The 19,321-nt window shown below is 62.6% G+C and carries 22 protein-coding genes; 20 read left to right on the top strand and 2 right to left on the bottom strand.

Going from position 1 to position 19,321, the window contains the following annotated elements:
* Positions 1-33: 33 nt before the first annotated feature.
* The gene (locus N5D22_RS18310) at positions 34-726 is read right to left on the bottom strand and encodes a hypothetical protein (RefSeq protein ID WP_279658034.1); all 693 of its coding nucleotides are present in this window, start codon (positions 724-726) and stop codon (positions 34-36) included.
* A gap of 195 nt (positions 727-921) precedes the next feature.
* Between N5D22_RS18310 and N5D22_RS18305 the strand changes: the two genes are divergently transcribed.
* From N5D22_RS18305 to N5D22_RS18285, 5 genes are all read left to right on the top strand, one after another.
* Entirely contained in the window at positions 922-1,149 is a 228-nt protein-coding gene (locus tag N5D22_RS18305) for a hypothetical protein (protein WP_347881154.1), read from the top strand.
* 461 nt (positions 1,150-1,610) lie between these two features.
* Entirely contained in the window at positions 1,611-2,036 is a 426-nt protein-coding gene (locus tag N5D22_RS18300) for a hypothetical protein (RefSeq protein WP_003043905.1), read from the top strand.
* Between the two features lie 414 nt (positions 2,037-2,450).
* Positions 2,451-2,978 (top strand): antirestriction protein ArdA, encoded by a 528-nt coding sequence (locus tag N5D22_RS18295; protein ID WP_279658036.1) that lies wholly within the window; start codon positions 2,451-2,453, stop codon positions 2,976-2,978.
* 217 nt (positions 2,979-3,195) lie between these two features.
* The gene (locus tag N5D22_RS18290) at positions 3,196-3,411 is read left to right on the top strand and encodes a DUF6499 domain-containing protein (protein WP_279658038.1); all 216 of its coding nucleotides are present in this window, start codon (positions 3,196-3,198) and stop codon (positions 3,409-3,411) included.
* A 58-nt stretch (positions 3,412-3,469) separates the two neighbouring features.
* A complete protein-coding gene (locus tag N5D22_RS18285) occupies positions 3,470-3,976 on the top strand; it encodes a DUF2285 domain-containing protein (RefSeq protein WP_279658097.1) in 507 nt (168 codons plus the stop codon).
* A gap of 17 nt (positions 3,977-3,993) precedes the next feature.
* On the opposite strand, the gene N5D22_RS18280 is transcribed toward N5D22_RS18285, so the two are convergent.
* Positions 3,994-4,281 carry a DUF2285 domain-containing protein gene (locus tag N5D22_RS18280; protein WP_279658040.1) on the bottom strand — a complete coding sequence of 96 codons (288 nt, stop codon included), beginning with the start codon at positions 4,279-4,281 and terminating at the stop codon, positions 3,994-3,996.
* Between the two features lie 465 nt (positions 4,282-4,746).
* On the opposite strand from N5D22_RS18280, the gene N5D22_RS18275 reads away from it, so the two are divergent.
* The 15 genes from N5D22_RS18275 to N5D22_RS18205 all read left to right on the top strand — a co-directional run bounded on the left by N5D22_RS18275 (position 4,747) and on the right by N5D22_RS18205 (position 19,178).
* Positions 4,747-5,019: a helix-turn-helix domain-containing protein gene (locus N5D22_RS18275; RefSeq protein WP_279658041.1), complete on the top strand. Its 273-nt coding sequence runs from the start codon at positions 4,747-4,749 to the stop codon at positions 5,017-5,019.
* Complete coding sequence (locus N5D22_RS18270) at positions 5,020-6,099, top strand: replication initiator protein A (RefSeq protein ID WP_279658042.1); 1,080 nt, start codon at positions 5,020-5,022, stop codon at positions 6,097-6,099.
* Between the two features lie 58 nt (positions 6,100-6,157).
* Entirely contained in the window at positions 6,158-6,676 is a 519-nt protein-coding gene (locus N5D22_RS18265; protein ID WP_279658043.1) for a DUF2840 domain-containing protein, read from the top strand.
* Positions 6,673-7,218 (top strand): S26 family signal peptidase, encoded by a 546-nt coding sequence (locus tag N5D22_RS18260; RefSeq protein WP_279658044.1) that lies wholly within the window; start codon positions 6,673-6,675, stop codon positions 7,216-7,218. The genes N5D22_RS18265 and N5D22_RS18260 overlap by 4 nt, the downstream gene beginning before the upstream one ends.
* Positions 7,219-7,255: 37 nt before the next feature.
* The gene (locus N5D22_RS18255; protein ID WP_279658045.1) at positions 7,256-7,588 is read left to right on the top strand and encodes a DUF736 domain-containing protein; all 333 of its coding nucleotides are present in this window, start codon (positions 7,256-7,258) and stop codon (positions 7,586-7,588) included.
* A 3-nt stretch (positions 7,589-7,591) separates the two neighbouring features.
* Entirely contained in the window at positions 7,592-8,494 is a 903-nt protein-coding gene (locus N5D22_RS18250; protein WP_279658046.1) for a lytic transglycosylase domain-containing protein, read from the top strand.
* Positions 8,491-8,811, top strand: a complete 321-nt coding sequence (locus tag N5D22_RS18245) for a hypothetical protein (RefSeq protein WP_279658047.1) — start codon at positions 8,491-8,493, stop codon at positions 8,809-8,811. Before N5D22_RS18250 ends, N5D22_RS18245 begins: the two co-directional genes overlap by 4 nt.
* Positions 8,812-9,092: 281 nt before the next feature.
* The gene (locus N5D22_RS27165; protein ID WP_347881155.1) at positions 9,093-10,859 is read left to right on the top strand and encodes a DUF3363 domain-containing protein; all 1,767 of its coding nucleotides are present in this window, start codon (positions 9,093-9,095) and stop codon (positions 10,857-10,859) included.
* Between the two features lie 131 nt (positions 10,860-10,990).
* Entirely contained in the window at positions 10,991-11,722 is a 732-nt protein-coding gene (locus N5D22_RS18235; protein WP_279658049.1) for a CerR family C-terminal domain-containing protein, read from the top strand.
* Positions 11,722-12,729 (top strand): secretion protein HlyD, encoded by a 1,008-nt coding sequence (gene hlyD, locus N5D22_RS18230; protein ID WP_030540329.1) that lies wholly within the window; start codon positions 11,722-11,724, stop codon positions 12,727-12,729. Before N5D22_RS18235 ends, hlyD begins: the two co-directional genes overlap by 1 nt.
* Position 12,730: 1 nt before the next feature.
* Positions 12,731-14,461: an ATP-binding cassette domain-containing protein gene (locus tag N5D22_RS18225; protein ID WP_279658050.1), complete on the top strand. Its 1,731-nt coding sequence runs from the start codon at positions 12,731-12,733 to the stop codon at positions 14,459-14,461.
* Between the two features lie 26 nt (positions 14,462-14,487).
* Positions 14,488-15,585, top strand: a complete 1,098-nt coding sequence (locus tag N5D22_RS18220) for an ABC transporter permease (protein ID WP_279658051.1) — start codon at positions 14,488-14,490, stop codon at positions 15,583-15,585.
* Positions 15,582-16,706: an ABC transporter permease gene (locus tag N5D22_RS18215; protein WP_279658052.1), complete on the top strand. Its 1,125-nt coding sequence runs from the start codon at positions 15,582-15,584 to the stop codon at positions 16,704-16,706. Before N5D22_RS18220 ends, N5D22_RS18215 begins: the two co-directional genes overlap by 4 nt.
* 3 nt (positions 16,707-16,709) lie before the next feature.
* Positions 16,710-18,119 (top strand): efflux transporter outer membrane subunit, encoded by a 1,410-nt coding sequence (locus N5D22_RS18210; protein ID WP_279658053.1) that lies wholly within the window; start codon positions 16,710-16,712, stop codon positions 18,117-18,119.
* Between the two features lie 117 nt (positions 18,120-18,236).
* Entirely contained in the window at positions 18,237-19,178 is a 942-nt protein-coding gene (locus N5D22_RS18205; RefSeq protein WP_030540334.1) for a LysR family transcriptional regulator, read from the top strand.
* Positions 19,179-19,321: the final 143 nt, after the last annotated feature.

The raw sequence follows: 19,321 nt of genomic DNA, 5'->3' as shown, positions 1-19,321 counted from the left end.
ACAATTACCGCGTCCGACTGGACACGCAAACAGTTACTCGACGGCGCAAACTTCGAAAACAAGAACTTCGTTCTCCGGAAATCTGATCTGCTTGATGCCGTCAGCGTGCTGCACCGTCAAATTGATCGTCTTGCCAGGGACTGGATCCGGTGAGTACGGGACCTTTTCAAGGGCATTCTTCCCCGTGAGAATGGTGAGATAGTTGCCGCCGCCCATATATGTCGCCAACGCAATTTCCGCCCTTTTGAACGGCGCTGGGTAAGTGAAACTGGATCCGCGCGCGGTGTGCAAGCCGTTAGGTCCGTCTACCGGGGGTACTGTAGCGACTTCATCGAACCGCACTTCCAGTTCGAGCGGCGGCACCTTTTGTGATGGGAGCGCCGCCACATGGAAAAGTCCTGCGGTCATTTCGTCCCCGTACTTGCCTGCCTTCATGCCCGTGAAATCGGCGCAGTTGGGCCTTGGTCCCGCGCCTGCTGCTCCGCCGATGCACTGAAGTGCAATATCATCGTTCCACGTCGTCGCACAAAATTGCGGGCCGCAAATGCAATTTGCCGCATAGGTTTTCTTATCGGCCGGCGCAGCGGGGTTCTCTATTTCTATTCCCGCACTGCAGGTGCAGCCCGGGATCAATGGACTTGCGGCGGTCTGAGCGTATGTCGCGCCCGCATGCATCAAGACCACGAGCAATATGCATCGAATAACGATGTGAAATGCGCTTTGCATTGTGTATCCCCCTCACCCGATGGGAAATGCTGCCACAGGACTGGTCACTATTCAATCTATAGATGCATCGCACTCCAGTTTCTCGGCCGGAGCCGCCGAGCGGCTGATGAAACAGCCAGTCAACAGCCGGGATAGTTTCACCCGTTTTCAATCAAAGGCTTATGCCAATTCAATTGGGCGAACGGAGCAGGTAGAATGCAGAGAGAATGGCGGCAGGAGAAGTACCGAATGGTTTCTGAGCGAAATACGCAGTCTGGTTCAAGGCGGAAACGCAGAGTCTGGCCATGGCTGGTGTTGGGCGCATTGATCGTTACCGGTATTTACGCCTACCTGGAAATCACCGCGATGATCGAGGATCTCGGCCGGCTCTGGGATGATCTGGTGCAACTGTTCTGGTTGATAGTTCCCGACGGGCAAAAATAGAACGCAGGCAAAAAGCAACCTGTCCGAGCGGGTGATTTTGCCCCGGTCGCGTTGTCGTCCTTCGGATCGCCTGGATATCCACATACCGCTGTCACCGCAGTGAGTTGTGGGCGCTTCGTATCGGCCGCATTCGGCACAAGAAGCGGGAAGGAAAACCAAAAATCTCTATTAAACGAGTACCATCAATCTCTTAGCAGAAATCGATGGCGGGACGTGCGGGATACCGATGAGCACTACGTTTACTCCATAGCCCTCCAAAATGAACCATGAAAATTGGCCGGAATCTGCTGAAATCTCAGCAGGTTTCCGGCCGCTTCTGTTTGATCACGCTTGTTTCGCAGGCTTGCGCGAGAAAGCCATGTTCGCGGTCGACAGAATAAACGAGGACCGTCATCATAGGCGCATCGCCACGCGAAGGAGCAAGAAAGAGCGAACCGCGCCAGTCGTAAAGGAGCAGAGCCATGGCCGTCGTAATGATAATGAGCGTTGTATTGATCGCAATGCTTTGCGTCGCAGCCTATACGCTCGCGGTCTATGCGCTGCCCTTCATGCTCGGATTGACGGCCGCGCAGTTCGCCTATCAGACCGGCTCCGGCTTGATCGGCGCGGGCTTGGTCGGGTTGGTCGCGGCCGGCGCAGCCTTCGGCGTCCTGGCGCTTCTCTTTGACTCGCTACGCTCCCCGATCCTGCGCCTCGCCGTGGCGCTGATCTTCGCTGCACCCGCTGCCGTGGCCGGCTATGCGCTGGTCCACGGCGTCACCAAGGAATCGGTCCCGTCCGAAATCTGGCGGCAAATCTTCTGCATCATCGGCGGCGGCTTTGTCGGGATTTCGGCCTTGCTGCGACTGGCAGCACCTTCGGCCAGCGGACCCACGCCCGTTCGCTAATCCAACGGCGTAATATCAAATTGACCCGGCGCTAAAGCGCCGGGGCTTTGTCACTGGCGACCCTCCGGCTCACTACGGCGCAATTTGGAAGCGCGTTCGCCTCCGGGTCGGCGCGGCTGTCGCCGCGTCGTTCGACACCTACCGCCTGGAAATATGGAGAACCGGACGCATGGTAGTCCGGCCTGCTGATTTTCTTTTTCGAGAGATTGCTAAGGGCGTTGCCCTCGCGCGGCGCAAGAAAACTCTTTGCCCTTTCGCGGCATAAACGGCCCGCTCCCCGCAAGCGGGTCCCCTCCATTTATTCCACGGTGCCAAAGACTTCTCCTGCGCCTTGCTACCCGTGGCTCGCCGCCGGGCAAGGGTTCAGGAGCGGCGCTTCGCTGCTCTGAACCCAACACCCGAAGGAACAGAGACATGACCAGCGCAACCGACAGCAATCCCCGTATCTATGTCGCCTGCCTCGCAGCCTACAACAACGGCTATCTGCATGGTGCCTGGATCGACGCGGATCAGGACGCCGACGACATCAGGGACGAGATTTCCGCCATGCTTGCGCGTTCCCCGATCAAGGGCGCGGAGGAATATGCCATCCATGACTATGAAGGTTTTGAGGGCGTCACCATCAGGGAATATGCAGGCATCGAGAACGTGGCACGGATGGGCGCGTTCGTCGCCGAGCACGGCGCACTAGGCGCGGGTTTGCTGGAGCAGTTCGTCGGTGACATCGACCAGGCCGAGAGCGCCTTGCAGGATTGCTATCATGGACAGCACGCGAGCCTTGCGGACTACATGGAGGAGCTGACCGCCGAGAGCGTCACGATCCCCGAAGCCCTGCGCCACTATATTGATTGGGAGGCTATGGCGCGCGATGCTGAAATGGGCGGCGAGTTCTTCACGATAGAAACCGCTCGTGACGAGGTGCATATCTTTTCCAACAGGTGAGACTTGGGTTGCCTTGCCTGCTCCAGCGGGCAAGGCAACGCGCAGGGCCTCGCAGACTAGTAAAATCACGGAAATGTTGTTAAGAAGAAAATAACTATAAATGTGCGGCCTGCACGAACAACATTCCGTATAACTCCAACTATATCCAGTGTCGGCGATTTCGGAAACTCTCTATCCGGGCGTTGCCCTGCGCCGCCCGGCATAGGGAGGTGACGCCATGCTTAGCATTGATTGGCGTGCGCCGGCGGCTTACGGGCACGCGAAAGCTATTCCCCCCGCCGGTTTCGCCTGGGAGTATCTTCGTCGCGATGAGGATTATCATCGCGACTTCCAAACAATATCCCAGGTGAAGCAGCCAGCCGGCGACCAGCTTGATGGATTCTCGCAGCGTTGGGGTTTGCGATTTCCCGTGCGATCCCGAAACGCCGCCTGATCGGCAATCCCTGTTCTGGATTCCAAGTCTCCAGCCGCAAGCGGTTCTCTTGTCCCCGGTGCAGCATCGCGACGGGGCGACGGAACCTATAGTGACGCTGGCGCACCTGTCCGGCCTCGACCTACGGCACGCGGCGGATGGGTGGCATGGCATCTGGAATGTTGATGGCGTCGCGCATCAATTCTGGCTGCCCCAGGCCGTGCCCGACGCAGCGGCCTTCTATGCCGTATCCCTACCGATGGATTCTTTCATGGAGCTTCGCGCCCATGCCGCCCGCCGACTTTGGCGGTCCCTCAATGGGCGAGCGCCTGGCGCGGACTTCCGCACTATGCCTGCGCAGCTCCGCAAGTTTCACATCCTGTCCCTACGCGCGCTCGACGCCCGTTTGCGAGGCGAAAGCTACCGCACCATCGCGGAAGTTCTGCTTGGCTTTCGAGGGACCAAGGAGGATTGGGAAGCCGACCCCCGCAAGAACCAAGCCCGCCGATTGGCCGCGCATGGCCTGAAAATGATGAGGGGAGGCTATCGCCTCCTGCTGCACTATCCGATTAAACGGCCCGCTTAGTGAAGTGCCGGCAATGGTCAGCGTCCGGCCGCGACCGCCTGTTCTAAGATTCGCCGATAGCCTTCGCGTGAAAGCCATTGGGCGCGGGCAAGGTGGCTTTCCCAGCATCGCCGCGTCCGCGCTTCATCGCCGCCCGGATCGCGATGCAGCACGATTCGCGCGACTTCCATCCAGTCCGCCCCTTCGGCCTTCGCGTCGAGAAGTCGCAAATAGGTGACGTAATGCTGTTCGTCATAAGGCGTTATGTCGTTTCCCGCTGGCGCTTCGTCGTCCACATCGGGATCGAGTTCGACGGGCACTTGCATGGCCGTTTCCCCGTATCCGAGAGGGTTTGTTCGCGGTGCGCCCCCGCAAACGATGCTCTCTGACTCTGGTGATCGGGGAGTTAGTAACCGTGGTTAGACGGCCCTATGGCCTTTAGCTCGGAGAGCCTGTTGTATACGCCACAGGCTCCCCGACCATAAGGTCAAGGAGTTCGGTGCCGTCACGGCCGGCACCAACCGCTAACCAGGGGTTACTAAGCCCCGGAGCAGCGCGTCTGCTCCGCGTTCAGTCTTAGCCGACCCGCCCGCGAATGTCTTCGCTAATTCGGGGCGGCAGGCACGACGCACGGATTTTCTTCGTCTTTTCAGCTTGCCGGGGCTCCCAAGGGGTGCCGCCAGCGCATAGGCGCAAATGCGGCACGCTACGCGCCGCCGATCCCTCGCCATGGTTCGCCACAGCCCGCCGATGTTTTCGGCGGCCACATCAACCGAACCAGAGGTGATCTTATGGCCATCCGCCGCAATGCGGACCTGCCGCCGCGCCTACTGCGCACACAGGAAGCCGCGCGCTTTCTCGGCTTGTCCATCCGCACCCTTGAGAAGCATCGGACATACGGAACCGGGCCGACCTATCGCAAGATCGGTGGCCGCGTCCTCTACACCGTCCGCGACCTTGAAGCCTGGAGCGCGGTCGGCACCCGCAAATCCACGCGCGACAAGAACGCCGGCACGGTCTTTCCCGCGCGTCCGCTCACGCCCAAAGAGCTGGGCGATTGCTGAATGCTGCGTGAGGACGACCATAGCCCAGCGCAGCCGGCCGACGCCAGCGAGCGCAGCCGACTCGACCCCTTCGTGGTCGCGACCGGCGACGCCGCACCACGCGACCAGCGCGATTTGATGGAGCGGCCGTTCTTCTCCCTGGCGAAGACGCCGCGCACCAAGCCGATTTTCTACAAGGCCGCCGATGTCGAGGTGCAGGTGTTCGGGATGCCCGAGCACGGCATGGCGACCATATGGGACGCCGACGTGCTGATATGGGCGGCCTCGCAGATCGTTGCGGCCGAAAACAACGGCCTCAGCACGTCACGCTTCGTCCGCTTCACGCCTTACCATTTGCTGCGCGCCATCGGGCGGCCGACCGGCAACCATCAATACCTGCTGCTGAAAGCCGCGCTGGCGCGACTGCAATCGACCGTCATCGCCACCACCATCCGCAACGGTCCGCATTGGCGTCGCCGGCAATTCTCTTGGATCAACGAGTGGGAGGAAATGACGACGCGCGCCGGCCGCGTCGAGGGCATGGAATTTGTCTTGCCCGAATGGTTCTACAACAGCGTCATTGACCGCTCGTTGGTCCTGACTATCGACCCGGCCTATTTCCGGCTGACAGGCGGCATCGAGCGTTGGCTTTATCGCGTCGCCCGTAAGCACGCCGGCCGCCAGCGCCATGGCTGGCTGTTCGAGTTTGCGCACCTTCATCAGAAATCCGGCAGCCTCGCACGGCCGTCCGATTTCGCGCTCGACTTGCGCCGCATCGCGGCCCGCCAGCCGCTTCCTGGCTATCGACTCCAGATTGAGCGGGAAGACGGCCGCGAGCTGCTTCGCATCCGCCCGGAAAACCTGTCCACAGTGCCTGTTGATAACGGTGTGAATGCCATCGGCACATCAGGCGCACGGGGTATCGGCACATCAGGCGCAACCCTATCGGCAGATCAGGCGCACGAACCCCAGCCAACTCTTTGGCCTGAAACGCGCAATACGACCGCTAACTTAGAGTCTAACAGAGAATCTAACTTTTCTTCTTTGGCGCGCGCACACGCGAGGCGTGGTGCCGGTGCCGCCGAGCGAGGCGAACCATGACGCCCGCGCTCGACGCGGTGCGCCCGCGCAACGCCCAAGCCATCACCGGAGACGAACAATGACCCGTCGCGCCCATCGCAGCGCGCACGGCCGTCCGCTGCCGGACGGACCCGCGCCCTTCACCACGCTTGTCGAATTGACTTTCGAGAAACGCAAGGTCGAGCACTGGATACGCTTCGGCCGCAAGAGCTACGAACAGATCATCGACCGTCGCCGAAGCGTCGTCGGCTTCGCGCCGAACAGCATCTTCGCCTTCGTCCGCTGGGCGGCCGGCGAGCACGGCACGATCATTTCACGCATCGACATCGCGCGGGCCATCGGTCGCGGCGAGCCGTTTCAGACGTTGCCCTTCGTCCGGCCTGGAGGCGACATCCTGTTACGCCTGGACGGCTGGCCGAAAGTGCAGCGCGCACTTGCCGTTATCGACGCCGTGGAAGCCTTGGGCCTCGACCCGGCAGACGTGTCGCCGGACTACTGGCGACACGCGCACAACCGCCTAGCCGCCAATCTGGAGCCGAGCGACTACACGCCGGAACGACATGCGGCATGGATTGGGCGTCGGAGGATCGACCCGTGACGCGCCGCCGCTATCTCGCCGTCACGGCGCTGGCCGCGATGAGCGTTGCCGTCGCAAGCGCCATCGAGACGCCGACGAAACTCATTTGGAACGCCACGGCCAGCGCGCCGGTAGGCTTCTACACCGTCGAGCCGGCCGACCGGATCGAGGTGCCCGAGCTGGTCGCGGTCATGCCGCCCAAACCGCTCGCCGCCTTCATGGTGCAGCGCGGCTATGTTGGACTCGGCGTGCCGCTGTTGAAGCGCGTCGTCGGCCTTCCAGGGCAGCGGGTGTGCCGCGCCGGCCGCACGATCACGGTTGACGGGATCGAGATGGGCGAGGCGCTGGAGCGCGACCGGATCGGCCGCGAACTGCCCGCCTGGCAGGGCTGCCGTGTCATCGCGACCGGCGAAATCTTCCTCATGAATTGGGATGTCCGCGACAGCCTGGACGGCCGTTACTTCGGACCCATCCCCGCAAGCTCCGTCATCGGCCGAGCCGTCCCGCTCTGGACCGATGAGGAAGGCGTCGGCCGCTACGAGTGGCGCGCGCCGACGCACTGACTTCGCGCTTCCCCAACCAATCACAAGGAGACTGACAATGCCCGCCAATATCTTTGAACCCACCGCCAACGGTTACGCCGGCCGCGTCCGGTTGTTCGGCATTGACGAGGCAATCGCGCTCGTCGCCATCGAGCCGGGCGACGGCGAGAACACGCCGGCCTATCGCATCCACCTCGACGACGAGGACGGCCCCGAGATCGGCGGGGCGTGGAAACGTGTCGGCGAACGCGCGGGGGACTACATCGCCCTGGAGATCGACAGCCCGCTTTTCCCTGCGCTGTTTCGCCCGGCGCTGTTCCAGACCGACGACGAGGCACGCACCTTTCGGCTCGCGTGGAAGCGGCCGAAGGCGCGCGAGGATCGGAGCTAATTGGTGCGCGTTCCGATCATCCCTTTGTTCGCGGGAACGCACTCGCATCCCTTCGTCCCGCTCGGCGACAAGACGGCCGGCGCGCGCAGCGAAGGTCAAGGGCGGCCACCGGCCGGCGCTTTGCGCGCACCCTTTACCGTAGCGAGCACGCTGGCAGGCTGGCGTCATAGCGGCGACAGGAAGCCATGGCGCTATGCCGTCCTGTTGCTGGCCGGCGCACTATCAGTCTGCGCCGGATCGGGCGTCGCGGTCGCGCAATCCGCGTCGGTCGTGCGCCCGGTTGCCGTCGATCCCTATGCCGCGCACATCACCGAGGCGTCGCAGCGGTTCGGCATCCCCGAGCACTGGATTCGCGCCGTCTTGCGCGCCGAGAGCGCGGGCGACGTGCGCGCGATTTCGTCGGCCGGCGCGATGGGATTGATGCAGGTTATGCCCGACACCTGGGCGGGCCTCCGTGCCCGTCACCGGCTCGGCCGCGATCCCTATCAGCCCCGCGACAACATCCTCGCAGGCACGGCTTATCTGCGCGAGATGTGGGATCGCTACGGCAATGTCGGCGCGATGCTCGCGGCCTACAATGCCGGCCCCGGCCGCTACGACGAGCACCGTTCGACCGGCCGTCCGCTGCCGGCCGAGACACGCGCCTATGTCGCCGCGCTCGCGCCGATCCTTGGCGGTGCGGCTGCATCCGAAGCGCCGTCATCGGCACCGCCACCGCCGCCCGACTGGCGCGACGCACCGCTTTTTATCATGCGGCCGAACGACAGCCAGGCAATCGCCGCGCAGCCGTCCGACACGCAATCCGGCGACGCTCGCGCGACCGTTCCGGTGCGCGATCCCGCCGCTATGGAACCGCAAGACGGCAGCATTTTTGTAGCCCGCGCGAGCGTCGGAGATACGCCATGAAGGTGGCATTCCCGCGCTCGGCGGCGCACGATCCGGTGTGCAGTCAGGCGGGTTCGCGTCTGGCTGCATACCGGGCCGGAGAGGCAGAGAAGGACGAAAGAGCGGAGGGCAAGATAAAGGAAACCGGCACTAGGTCGGCCGGATTTCTGAAATTGTTGTTGTCTGCACACTGGTTAGGGGAGCCGCGAGCGGCACCATGCTTTTTGATCCCGCGTGCCGCGATATTGCGCAAAGCCTTGGCTTTGCTGGATTTCGACCGGCACCATGACCGCCGAACGCCCGATTTTCTTAGGTTTTGGCCGGAGGCGCGGACGTGAGCGCCGACGACGAAAACCGCTTCCGCCCGAAGCCCGGCCGCATCCGATCCGACGCGCCGAAGGGCGGCAAGACCAAGAGCTTTCTCACGCAGGCGAAGAAGATCGCGCGGCAGCACAGCACCACGTCATCCAGATCGTCGCCGCGCCCAGGCAAGACCTCGACCGCCAAGGGCGGCAAGGGCGCGCGCTCGACTGGAGGACCGGGCGTCCGGCGCGGACGCGGCGCGGCCTTCGTGCGCGCTCGCACCCTGTCAGGCGGCTGGCGTCACAGCGCGCCCGGAATGCGCCGCGTCGTCGTCAAGACCCGCTACGTCAAGGAGGCGGGCAGGAACGGAAGGGCGGCCGCCCATCTGCGCTACATCCAGCGCGACGGCACATCGCGCGACGGCGAGCGCGGGCAGCTCTATTCGGCGACCGAGGACCGCGCCGATGGCGCTGCCTTCCTTGAGCGCGGCCAGGAGGATCGCCACCAATTCAGATTCATCGTCTCGCCGGAGGACGGCGCGGACCTGTCGGACCTGACAGCCTATACCCGCGACCTCATGCGCCAGATGGAAGCCGACCTTGGCACGAAACTCGATTGGGTTGCGGTCAATCACCACAACACCGGCCATCCCCATGTGCATGTCATCGTGCGCGGCAAGGATGACCTGGGCGAGAACCTTGTCATCAACGGCGACTATCTCGCCAACGGCATCCGCGAGCGGGCGAGCGAATTGACCACGCTGGAGCTTGGCCCCGTCACCGAGATCGAGCAGACCCGCAAGCTGTCGGCCGAGATCGACCAGGACCGTTTCACCCGCATCGACCGGGCTATGGTCGAGGAAGCCGACGATAGGTTCCTCGACCTTCGCCAAGAGCCGGCCGAGCCGCGCCGCCAGTTCAACCGGGCGCTTCGCCTGCGCCGTCTCGCCAAGCTGGACAAGATGGGGCTTGCGACCGAGCACGCGCCGGGCGTTTGGGAATTGAGCGAGCGCATGGAGCCGACCTTGCGCGAGATGGGCGAGCGCGGCGACATCATCCGCAACATGCACAAGGCGTTGAAGGCCGATGGCCTGGAGCGCGACCCGCTGACCTTCCAAATCCATGACGGGCCGCCCGAAAAGCCCATCGTCGGCCGCGTCGTCGATAAGTATCTGTCCGACGAGCTGGGCGAGAACCTGACCGTCGTGGTGGACGGGATCGACGGCCGGACCCACCATGTCGCCGGCATCGACGCGGCCCGCGTCGAGGACGCGCGGATAGGCAGCGTCGTCGAGATCGGCCCGGCCGAAACGGCAAGCCGTCCGTCCGACCGGACCATTGCCGCCATCGCCGAGGATGGCGTCTATCGGCCGAGTCGCCATCTGGAACAGGCGAAGTTCGAGGGCCGCGTTCCGGGCGGCGATTATGAAGGTTATGTTGATGCTCATGTGCGCCGGCTGGAGGCATTGCGCCGCGCCGGCATCGTCGAGCGGATCGACGCCGACCAATGGCGCATCCCCGAAGATTTCGAGAGCCGCGCCGCCGCCTACGACGCCGGCCGCAACCGGCAGGCCAGCGTTCGCGTCCTTTCGGTGCTCGACCTTGAAAAGCAGATCGGCGCGGACGGCGCGACCTGGCTCGACCGGCGCTTGGTTACGCCCGACGCAACCGACCTTGCATCGGCCGGCTTCGGACAACAGGTGCGCGAGGCGATGGACCAGCGCCGCGAGCATCACGTCGAGCATGGTGACGCCACGCGCAGCCGGGACGGCCGAATCTTCTATCGGCGCAATCTTCTCGCGACGCTGCGCGAGCGCGAGGTTGCCAGCTTCGGCACGGCGATGGCGGCGAACAAGTCGCTGCCGTTCCGCGCCGTCGCCGATGGCGAAACCGTCAGCGGCAAGTTCACTGGCACCGTGCAGCTAACCAGCGGCAAGTTCGCCATCGTCGAGAAAGCGCACGAGTTCACCCTTGTCCCATGGCGACCTGTCATCGACCGCCAGCTCGGCCGTGAAGTCGCGGGCGTCGTGCAGGGCGGTTCGGTGTCGTGGCAATTGGGCCGGCAGAAGGGTTTGGGGCTGTAGCGCTGTCCAACCGAGGTGCAGGCAATGCCGTGGCCAACACCAAATAGTAACTAAATCATGTGATTGATTTAGCCGCTGATCCACGATAAAGCTGACCGTGGGACAGGAGCCGACTCGCCGAGAGCGAGCGCATGGCGGCTTCCGGTTCCCAAGATGAAGGATGGAGCACGGGCGTCATGTCGGGACGTAGAATCGAGCGCGGCGATCAAACTCGCGAGAAGCTGCTTATCGCAGCCGTGGATGTTTTCGGGCGTGTCGGCTTCGACGGCGCGACGACCCGGATGCTTTGCGAGAAGGCGGGGGCGAACCAGCAGGCAATTGCCTACTACTTCAAGAACAAGGAGGGCCTTTACCTCGCTGCGGCCAGTTCCATCGGGGATGGCATCAAGGATCACATCGCCCCGCTGCGCAGCCTCGTCTTTGCCCGTGTCGAGGAAGCGCGCTCGGGAACACCACTCGGCACGGATGAGGCACGCCGCCTGCTGACCGAGATCATTCAGCGGATGGCGGCGCTATTCGCGAGCAGCCGTTCCGAGCCCTGGGCGCGCTTCATTATCCGCGAGCAGATGCAGCCGACTGCGGCCTTTCGCTGCCTCTACGACGACTTGATGGGACCGCTGCTCAATATATGTGACCATCTAATTGGAACCTTGCTCGACGAAGACTCTGCTTCCGAGCATGTGCGCCTCAGAACCCTCGCATTGGTTGGAAGCGTCCTCATGTTCAGGATGGGGCGCGCTTCGGTCCTCGCCGCGCTCAATTGGGAGACGATAGACGACAAGGGCCTCGCGGCTGTTGAGGCTTTGGTGGTCGAACTCGTCGCGTCCATTGCGCCTGCCTCCTCGAATGTGGGGGGCGCATAGTGCCCCGCCGCATCATCATCCTGGCAGTCATCATCGCGGGCGTCGCAGCGGCGGGATACTACACTCGCGGCTTCGGCTTCTTGGACAAGCCCAACGAGGGGCTGATCCTCTATGGGAATGTCGATATTCGTCAGGTGAATCTCGGGTTTCGCGTTGCGGGTCGTATCGCCGAAATGCCGATTGATGAAGGTGCTTCGGTCGAGGCTGGGGCAACTCTGGCCCAGCTTGACCAACAGCCATTCATTGACGCGCTGGCGGGTGCGGAAGCGCAGGTTGCGACCGCTCGCGCCGAACTCGAAAAACGGCGCAACGGGAATCGACCCCAGGAAATTGCCCAGGCGGAGGCTGCGGTCGCCGTCCGAAGGGCGGACATGGTGCGAACACGAGAAGCCTTCCAGCGTCGCCGAGCGCTGGTTGCGACCGGCGCTGTATCCCAATCGGTTTTCGAGGCCGCCGAGGCTGAATACCTCGCCGCCGAGGCGCAGCTTCGGGCGGCAGAGGAAGCATTGGCGTTGCTTCGCGCCGGCTCTCGCGTCGAAGACATCGCGGCAGCGGAGGCGCAACTCGCGGCGGCGATAGCAGAACGCGATAGGGTGAAAACCAATCTGGCCGACACGACGCTTAAAGCACCGGACGCTGGCACGATCCTCACGCGAGCGGCCGAGCCCGGTGCCATCGTCCAATCCGGCGCAACTATCTTCACGCTCACCATCAATCGGCCGATCCGGGTGCGCGCCTATGTTGCCGAACCCGACCTTGGGCGGATTGCGCCCGGCATGACCGTGTTCGTAACCACTGACGGCAACCCCAAAGTCTATCGTGGTGTCATCGGCTTCATTTCACCAACCGCCGAATTTACGCCGAGGACGGTTCAGACCGAACAACTGCGCGCCGACCTCGTTTATCGTTTGAGGATCAACGTCACCGATCCCGATGACCGTCTCCGTCAAGGTCAGCCCGTGACCGTGAGGCTCCAGCAGAGCCCGGACCCAGGGGCGGGCCAGTGAAATGACAGAGGCAGTCGCCCACGCTGTAGATGTCACCAAACGCTTCGCGCCCAATGCAGCCCCGGCACTTGATGCCGTGAGCATGGAGGTGATGGGCGGCGTGATGACCGGCTTGGTCGGCCCTGATGGCGCGGGCAAGACAACCCTGATCCGTTTGCTCGCCGGATTGCTCGACCCGGATGAAGGGGAAGTTACCCTTCTCGGCGAGCCCGCCATCGCGGCCGATAGATCGGCACTAGGCTACATGCCGCAACGCTTCGGACTCTACGAAGACCTGTCGGTTATCGAGAACCTTTCACTCTACGCTGATCTTCGCGGCTTACCCCCAGGGAAAGAACGCACGGAGCGCTTTTCCCAACTCCTGTCTTTCACGGACCTTGAGCGATTCCGCCCCCGGTTGGCTGGCCGTCTATCGGGTGGCATGAAGCAAAAGCTGGGCCTCGCCTGCGCGCTGGTGCGGCCCCCTCGCGTGCTGCTGCTTGATGAGCCTGGCGTTGGCGTCGATCCCGTGGCCAGACGGGAACTATGGGCGATGGTCCGCCAGCTCACGACGGAGGGCATGGGCGTCGTCTGGTCCACCGCCTATCTCGACGAGGCCGAGAAGTGCGATACGGTATTCCTGCTGAACGAAGGCAAGCTGCTGTTCAGTGGACCGCCGAAGCGGCTGACATCCCGTGTCGAGGGTCGGACCTATCGTCTGTTTGGTCCTTCCGAAAGCCGGCGGTCTTTACTCGCCAGCCTTGTCCTTCGCGACGATGTAAAGGACGCCACCATCCAGGGCGCTTCCGTTCGCGTCCTCATGGACGAAGGCGCTGCTGCGCCGACCATAGAACGATTCGGAATGTCGCAGGGCGACCGAATCGAAGCCGTGCAGCCGCGATTTGAGGATGCGTTCATTGACATCCTTGGTGGAGGACCGAAAGGCGTCAGCCAACTCGCCGCGAGCTACAAGCCCATCGAAAAGTCCGACGCGCCGGCCATCGAGGCGCGAGGGCTTACCAAGGTTTTTGGGACGTTCACGGCGGCAGGCGACATCACATTCTCCGTGCCGCAAGGCCGAATATTCGGCCTTCTCGGGCCGAATGGCGCTGGCAAGTCCACGACCTTCAAGATGCTTTGCGGGCTTCTCACGCCGACAGCGGGCGAAGGCCGCGTTGCTGGCCATGATCTTCGCACCGCCAGCGCGGAGGCGCGTCAGTCTCTCGGCTACATGGCGCAGAAATTTTCTTTGTATGGCGATCTTAGCGTCAAACAAAATCTGGACTTCTTCGCCGGAGCCTATGGCTTGAATCGACGCCAGCGGACCGAGGCCGTTGCGCGCGTCATCGACATTTTCCAGCTTGAACGTCATCTGCCGGTGAACAGCGGAACATTGCCGCTGGGCTTCAAGCAACGGCTCTCGCTTGCCTGCGCCGTGCTCCATCAACCGCCCGTGCTTTTCTTGGATGAGCCGACATCGGGCGTGGACCCTATCACCCGCCGCGAGTTCTGGTTGCACATCAACGGCCTCGTGCAACGCGGCGTGACGGTGCTCGTCACCACCCACTTTATGGAAGAAGCGGAATATTGCGACCGCATAGCGCTGATCTATCGCGCGCAGGAAATCGCCCAAGGCACGCCCGAAGACCTCAAAACCCGCGCGGCTGAAATCAGTGGCGGCACAGACCTTACGATGGAGGACGCTTTCATTGCGTTGATCGAGGAAACGGATCGAAAGCGGGAGGCCGCATGAACGACCGCTTCTATCCTCGACGCTTCATGGCCCTGCTCGTCAAGGAGTCGCTACAGATTCTCCGCGACCCCTCGACGATGCTGATCGCCTTTGTGCTGCCGCTGCTCCTGCTTTTCCTGTTTGGATACGGCGTGTCTCTCGATACGGCGAGGACGCGGATCGGCTTGGCGGTTCAAGATTCCAGCGAAGCGGCGGCCAGCCTAGCGGGGGCTTACCGATCATCCCGGTGGTTTGAGGTTCAATCCCGGCGCGACGTGACTTCGCTCAAGGATGAACTGATCGCCGGGCATATCCGGGGCATCGTGGTCATTCCGAGTGATTTCGGCCAGAGGGTCGCAGCCGGGATCGACGCACCGATCCAGGTGATTACCGATGGCTCGCTGCCGAACACGGCATCCTTTGTCGCCGCCTATGCCGAAGGTGTGCGGGCCACCTGGGCGGAAGGCCGCGCATTGGATCGTGGCGTGCGACTAGCTCCCGCAATCGCCCCGCTGCCCCGCTTCTGGTTCAATCCGGGCCTCGAAAGTCGCTTCGCTCTCATTCCCGGCTCGATCAGCATTGTCATGACGATGATCGGGACGCTTCTGACCGCGCTCGTCGTCGCGCGGGAATGGGAGCGCGGCACGCTCGAAGCGTTGATGGCTACGCCTGTCAGCATGGGCGAGTTCCTGGCCACGAAAATCATTCCCTATTTCGTGCTCGGGCTCGGTTCGATGACGCTCTGCGTCGTCGTGGCCGTCTTCCTGTTCGGCGTGCCCTTTAGAGGGTCGATCCTCGCGCTGTATGCGGTTGGCGCGGCCTTCCTCATGCCGGCATTGGGCCAAGGCTTGCTGATTTCGGCGGCGACGAAAAATCAGTTCGTGGCCAGTCAGGTTGCGTTGCTCACGGCATTTATGCCGGGCCTGCTGCTGTCTGGATTTCTGTTCGAGATCGGCTCGATGCCGAAATTCATTCAGGGGATGACCTATGCGGTTCCAGCCCGCTACTTCATCCCGCCTCTGACCAGCGTTTTCGTGGTCGGCGATCTTTGGCCGATGTTCGTTCGCAGCATCCTGGCGATGCTGGGTTTCGGCCTCCTGTTCTTCGGCCTCGCCTTCCGAGTGACGCGCCGGAGGATCGCATGATGAGTTCCGCCAGCTTCGCGCGACTATCTGCGATCATCGTGAAAGAGCTATGGGCGGTCTTTCGCGACCCCAGGGCTCGCATCACCCTTATTGCGCCTCCCTTGCTCCAACTCGTTCTGTTCGGATTCGCGGCGACGCTGGAAGTGCGCAACTTCGACGTTGGCGTGCTCGACCGCGATTCCGGTATCTGGAGCCATGAAATTGTTTCGCGGGTGGCAGGCAGCCCCAACGTCGGCCGCATCGTGCCGCTCGCCTCGCCCGACGACATGCGGGAGGCAATCAACAATCAGCAGGTCATCGCCGTTCTCAGTTTCGATTCGCGATTCAGCGCGGCTATCGAGGGCGGGCAGATTGGCGAGGTTCAGATCGTCCTAGACGGGCGACGCTCGAACGCATCGCAGATCGTTTCCTCATACCTGCAACAGATCATTGGCCAGGTCGCAGCCGAAGCGCGCCCCGCCGCAACTCCAGGGCAGCCCACTACCCGAACCGTCGTCACCAACTGGTTCAATCCCGCGCTGATATATCTTTGGTTCGTGATGCCGGCGTTGCTTGTGACCCTGGGCGCAACCGGCACCTTGTCGATTACGGCTCAATCCGTTGCCCGCGAGCGGGAGCTAGGCACCTTCGATCAGCTTATGGTTTCGCCGTTGAGGGTCCACGAAATCCTCATTGGCAAGATGGCACCGCCTTTGCTGATCGGATTCTTCAATGCCACGCTCTATGTGATCCTTATCCCCACGGTCTTCGGAGTGCCGCTTACCGGCTCCTTGGCGTCGTTCTACTTCTCTCTGTTCTTCTATGTAGTGTCGCTGATCGGCGTCGGGATGCTGGTATCCACGTTGTCGCAAACCCAGCAACAAGCCTTTCTCGGCATGTTTCTGGTGACGGTGCCGCTAATCCTGCTGTCCGGCTTCGCCACTCCAGTCGATAACATGCCCGGCTGGCTACAGGTGATCGCTTTCGCCAATCCCTGCCGGCATTTCCTCGTCGTCTCCGAAGGCGTCTTCCTGAAAGACATGCCGGCGGCGGTCATTCTCGCGAACACATGGCCGCTGGCGGCTATCGCGTCCGTCACGCTGACCGTTTCGGCAATTCTTTTCCGCGCTCGGATGGAGTAGCCCATGCGTCATCCCCCGTTCCCGGCACTACTAGCCTCTCTTAGCGTTGCGGCCTGCACGGTCGGACCAAGCTATGTCGAATCCAGCCCGGCGGTGGCGCCCGGCTGGATTTCGGCTGCCAACCCACATCCGATTGATGAAGATTGGTGGCGCTCGTTCAACGATCCACAGCTCGTTGAACTCGTGGAATTGGCAGTAACCAGCAACCACGACGTTCGGGAGGCGGAAGCGCGCCTACGCGAAGCGCGGGCGCTGCGCGACGTCGCACGCGGTCGCGCCGGTCCAGATGCAGCATTATCCGGCGCGGCCACGGCGAACCGCGTCAGCGAAAACGGTCAATTGCCGGTTGCCAATGTTCCGGGGTTCGATCCTCAATTTTCCCTTTTCGATTTCGGATTCGATGCGTCGTGGGAAATCGACCTATGGGGCCGAACACGGCGTAGCATCGAAGCGGCGGACGCCCGTGCAGAGGCAATTCAGGAAGCCCGGCGCAATGTCATCTTACAGGTGATCGCAGAGGTTGTCCGAAGCTACGTCGATCTACGCGGCTCCCAAACTAGGCTGTTGGTTGCTCGCGCAGACGCCAACGCACAGCAGGCCATCGCCAGCCTGGTCGAAAGGCGGTTTAGGGCCGGCGAGGCGTCGCGCTTTGACTTTGCTCGTGCCGACACACAGGCTCGGGCAGCCAGCGTAAGCCTTGATGGGATTGAGGCCGACGCGCGCGCGGCAGCCTATCGCTTATCCTTGCTAACTGGCCAAGCACCGGGGGCGACTTCACTTCGGCTGTTGAGCCCTGGGTCGCTTCCGGTTGCTCCATCGCAGGTTACGGCTGGGCTTCCATCCGAACTGTTAAGGCGACGCCCGGATATACGTCAGGCAGAGCGCGAATTGGCGGCTTTCACCGCTGACGTTGGCGTGGCCACGGCTGACCTCTTTCCGCGACTATCGCTCATTGGGTCGATTGGTCAGCAAGCTCAGAGCGCGGGCGATCTGGCATCGGGGGCGAGCACACGATTGCAAGTTGGGCCGAGCTTCCATTGGCCCATATTCTCCATGGGGCGTATCCGAGCGCAGATTCGGGCGGCGGATGCCCGAGCCGATGCAGCCATGATCCGCTACGAGCGGAGCGTAACGGGCGCGCTTACTGACAGTGAGACGGCGCTTAACCGATATGCCGCCGCACAGATCATGCGCCGGAAAGCGGAGGGGGCGACAACGCAGGCGGCCGCTGCGGTCGATCTTGCCCGCCAGCGCTACCAGGCTGGCGAGGACGACCTAACGATATTGCTGAACGCGCAATCCGCATACAGCGCTGCGGAGCGTGCGAGCCTTGATGCTCGCGTCGGCGAGTTGATGGCCGTTGTCGCTCTCTACAAGGCACTAGGGGGCGGATGGGAGGCCGCCGTCTCATGATCGGTCTGCCGCTGATTTTCCGGTCAGACATTCACAATGTCCCCGCTGTCCGGCGCGACGGTCGCCGTCGATTGACCGAGTACAGGTGAAACGGTGCGGCGGCGGCGTTCAACACCCATGATCGACCGCAAATGGGGAGTGCCGACCTCGTTGGGTTCACGCATTCCTCTAGCGTCCCTCATTCAAACGCTCGCTGTCGCCGAATATCTGAACTTCCGGCACGCTGCGAACGCACTCGGCGTCAGCCTGTCGAGCGTTAGTGCTCGCGTGAAGACGCTGGAGCAAGACCTTGGCGTTTTGCTGTTCGAGCGCCATGCGCGAGGCGTCCGGCTGACAGAGGCCGGTCGGCAGTTCGTCGAGCATGTTGCGGCCGGCGTCGATCAACTCGACCATGCCGTGAAGACCGCCGGCATGGCGGCGTCAGGAGAGTGCGGACGCCTGCGCATCGGCGTCCATGCCCTGATCCCTCGCAGCTTCCTCGCAGGACTGATCGGACAGTATCGCGAAGACTATCCCGGCATCGAAGTCGAGATCACGGAAGGCACGGCACGCGATGCGGTTATGCAATTGCGGGCCGACCGTCTGGACATCGTATTCATGGCAGGCACGCCCGAGCTACCCGACTGCCACACGCGGCGGATATGGACCGAACCGCTGGTCGCCGCGCTGCCGGATAGGCATCGGCTCGCCAAACAAGCCGCCGTCACCTGGGCCGATCTAGCGGGCGAGACGTTCCTTGCCCGGCACGGCGGCACCGGCCCACAAGTCCATGACCATATCGTGCTGCGCCTTGCCGGACGCTGGCCGGCATCATCTATCCAACGCTTCGATGTCGAGCGCGGCACGCTGCTTTCCATGGTCGGACAGGGCTTCGGCGTCACCATCGTCGGCGCGGCTACGTCGCTGCTACGCACTTCCGACGTTACTTTCCTTCCGGTCGCGGACGAACCGGAGCCGGTTCCTTTCTCGGCCGTCTGGTCGCCATTCAACTGTAGCGCGGCGCTTCGCAATTTGCTCACCCTCGCAAGAGAAATGGGGCGCACTATCCCGGCGGATTGAGTCTCGTCCGCGATTCGTTACGGTCTTCCCGCGACAGACATCCGCGCAGATAAATGAGTGGACGCAACCCGTCCTATTTGCCGCCGATAGTATCCGACAGCCCTCCCGCATCCTCTTTCCTGTTGCCTACCTCCCAAACGACT

Source organism: Agrobacterium sp. GD03872 (assembly GCF_029840625.1).
Classification (GTDB): domain Bacteria; phylum Pseudomonadota; class Alphaproteobacteria; order Rhizobiales; family Rhizobiaceae; genus Agrobacterium; species Agrobacterium fabrum_A.
The sequence above is the reverse complement of the archived record's forward strand: the minus strand, read 5'-3'. Positions and strand labels throughout refer to the sequence as shown.

Coding starts and splice junctions, on each gene's coding strand:
- N5D22_RS18310 (WP_279658034.1), bottom strand. CDS start 726: ATGCAAAGCGCATTTCACATCGTTATTCGATGCATATTGCTCGTGGTC.
- N5D22_RS18305 (WP_347881154.1), top strand. CDS start 922: ATGCAGAGAGAATGGCGGCAGGAGAAGTACCGAATGGTTTCTGAGCGA.
- N5D22_RS18300 (WP_003043905.1), top strand. CDS start 1,611: ATGGCCGTCGTAATGATAATGAGCGTTGTATTGATCGCAATGCTTTGC.
- N5D22_RS18295 (WP_279658036.1), top strand. CDS start 2,451: ATGACCAGCGCAACCGACAGCAATCCCCGTATCTATGTCGCCTGCCTC.
- N5D22_RS18290 (WP_279658038.1), top strand. CDS start 3,196: ATGCTTAGCATTGATTGGCGTGCGCCGGCGGCTTACGGGCACGCGAAA.
- N5D22_RS18280 (WP_279658040.1), bottom strand. CDS start 4,281: ATGCAAGTGCCCGTCGAACTCGATCCCGATGTGGACGACGAAGCGCCA.
- N5D22_RS18275 (WP_279658041.1), top strand. CDS start 4,747: ATGGCCATCCGCCGCAATGCGGACCTGCCGCCGCGCCTACTGCGCACA.
- N5D22_RS18270 (WP_279658042.1), top strand. CDS start 5,020: ATGCTGCGTGAGGACGACCATAGCCCAGCGCAGCCGGCCGACGCCAGC.
- N5D22_RS18265 (WP_279658043.1), top strand. CDS start 6,158: ATGACCCGTCGCGCCCATCGCAGCGCGCACGGCCGTCCGCTGCCGGAC.
- N5D22_RS18255 (WP_279658045.1), top strand. CDS start 7,256: ATGCCCGCCAATATCTTTGAACCCACCGCCAACGGTTACGCCGGCCGC.
- N5D22_RS18245 (WP_279658047.1), top strand. CDS start 8,491: ATGAAGGTGGCATTCCCGCGCTCGGCGGCGCACGATCCGGTGTGCAGT.
- N5D22_RS27165 (WP_347881155.1), top strand. CDS start 9,093: ATGCGCCGCGTCGTCGTCAAGACCCGCTACGTCAAGGAGGCGGGCAGG.
- N5D22_RS18235 (WP_279658049.1), top strand. CDS start 10,991: ATGGCGGCTTCCGGTTCCCAAGATGAAGGATGGAGCACGGGCGTCATG.
- N5D22_RS18225 (WP_279658050.1), top strand. CDS start 12,731: ATGACAGAGGCAGTCGCCCACGCTGTAGATGTCACCAAACGCTTCGCG.
- N5D22_RS18220 (WP_279658051.1), top strand. CDS start 14,488: ATGGCCCTGCTCGTCAAGGAGTCGCTACAGATTCTCCGCGACCCCTCG.
- N5D22_RS18215 (WP_279658052.1), top strand. CDS start 15,582: ATGATGAGTTCCGCCAGCTTCGCGCGACTATCTGCGATCATCGTGAAA.
- N5D22_RS18210 (WP_279658053.1), top strand. CDS start 16,710: ATGCGTCATCCCCCGTTCCCGGCACTACTAGCCTCTCTTAGCGTTGCG.
- N5D22_RS18205 (WP_030540334.1), top strand. CDS start 18,237: ATGATCGACCGCAAATGGGGAGTGCCGACCTCGTTGGGTTCACGCATT.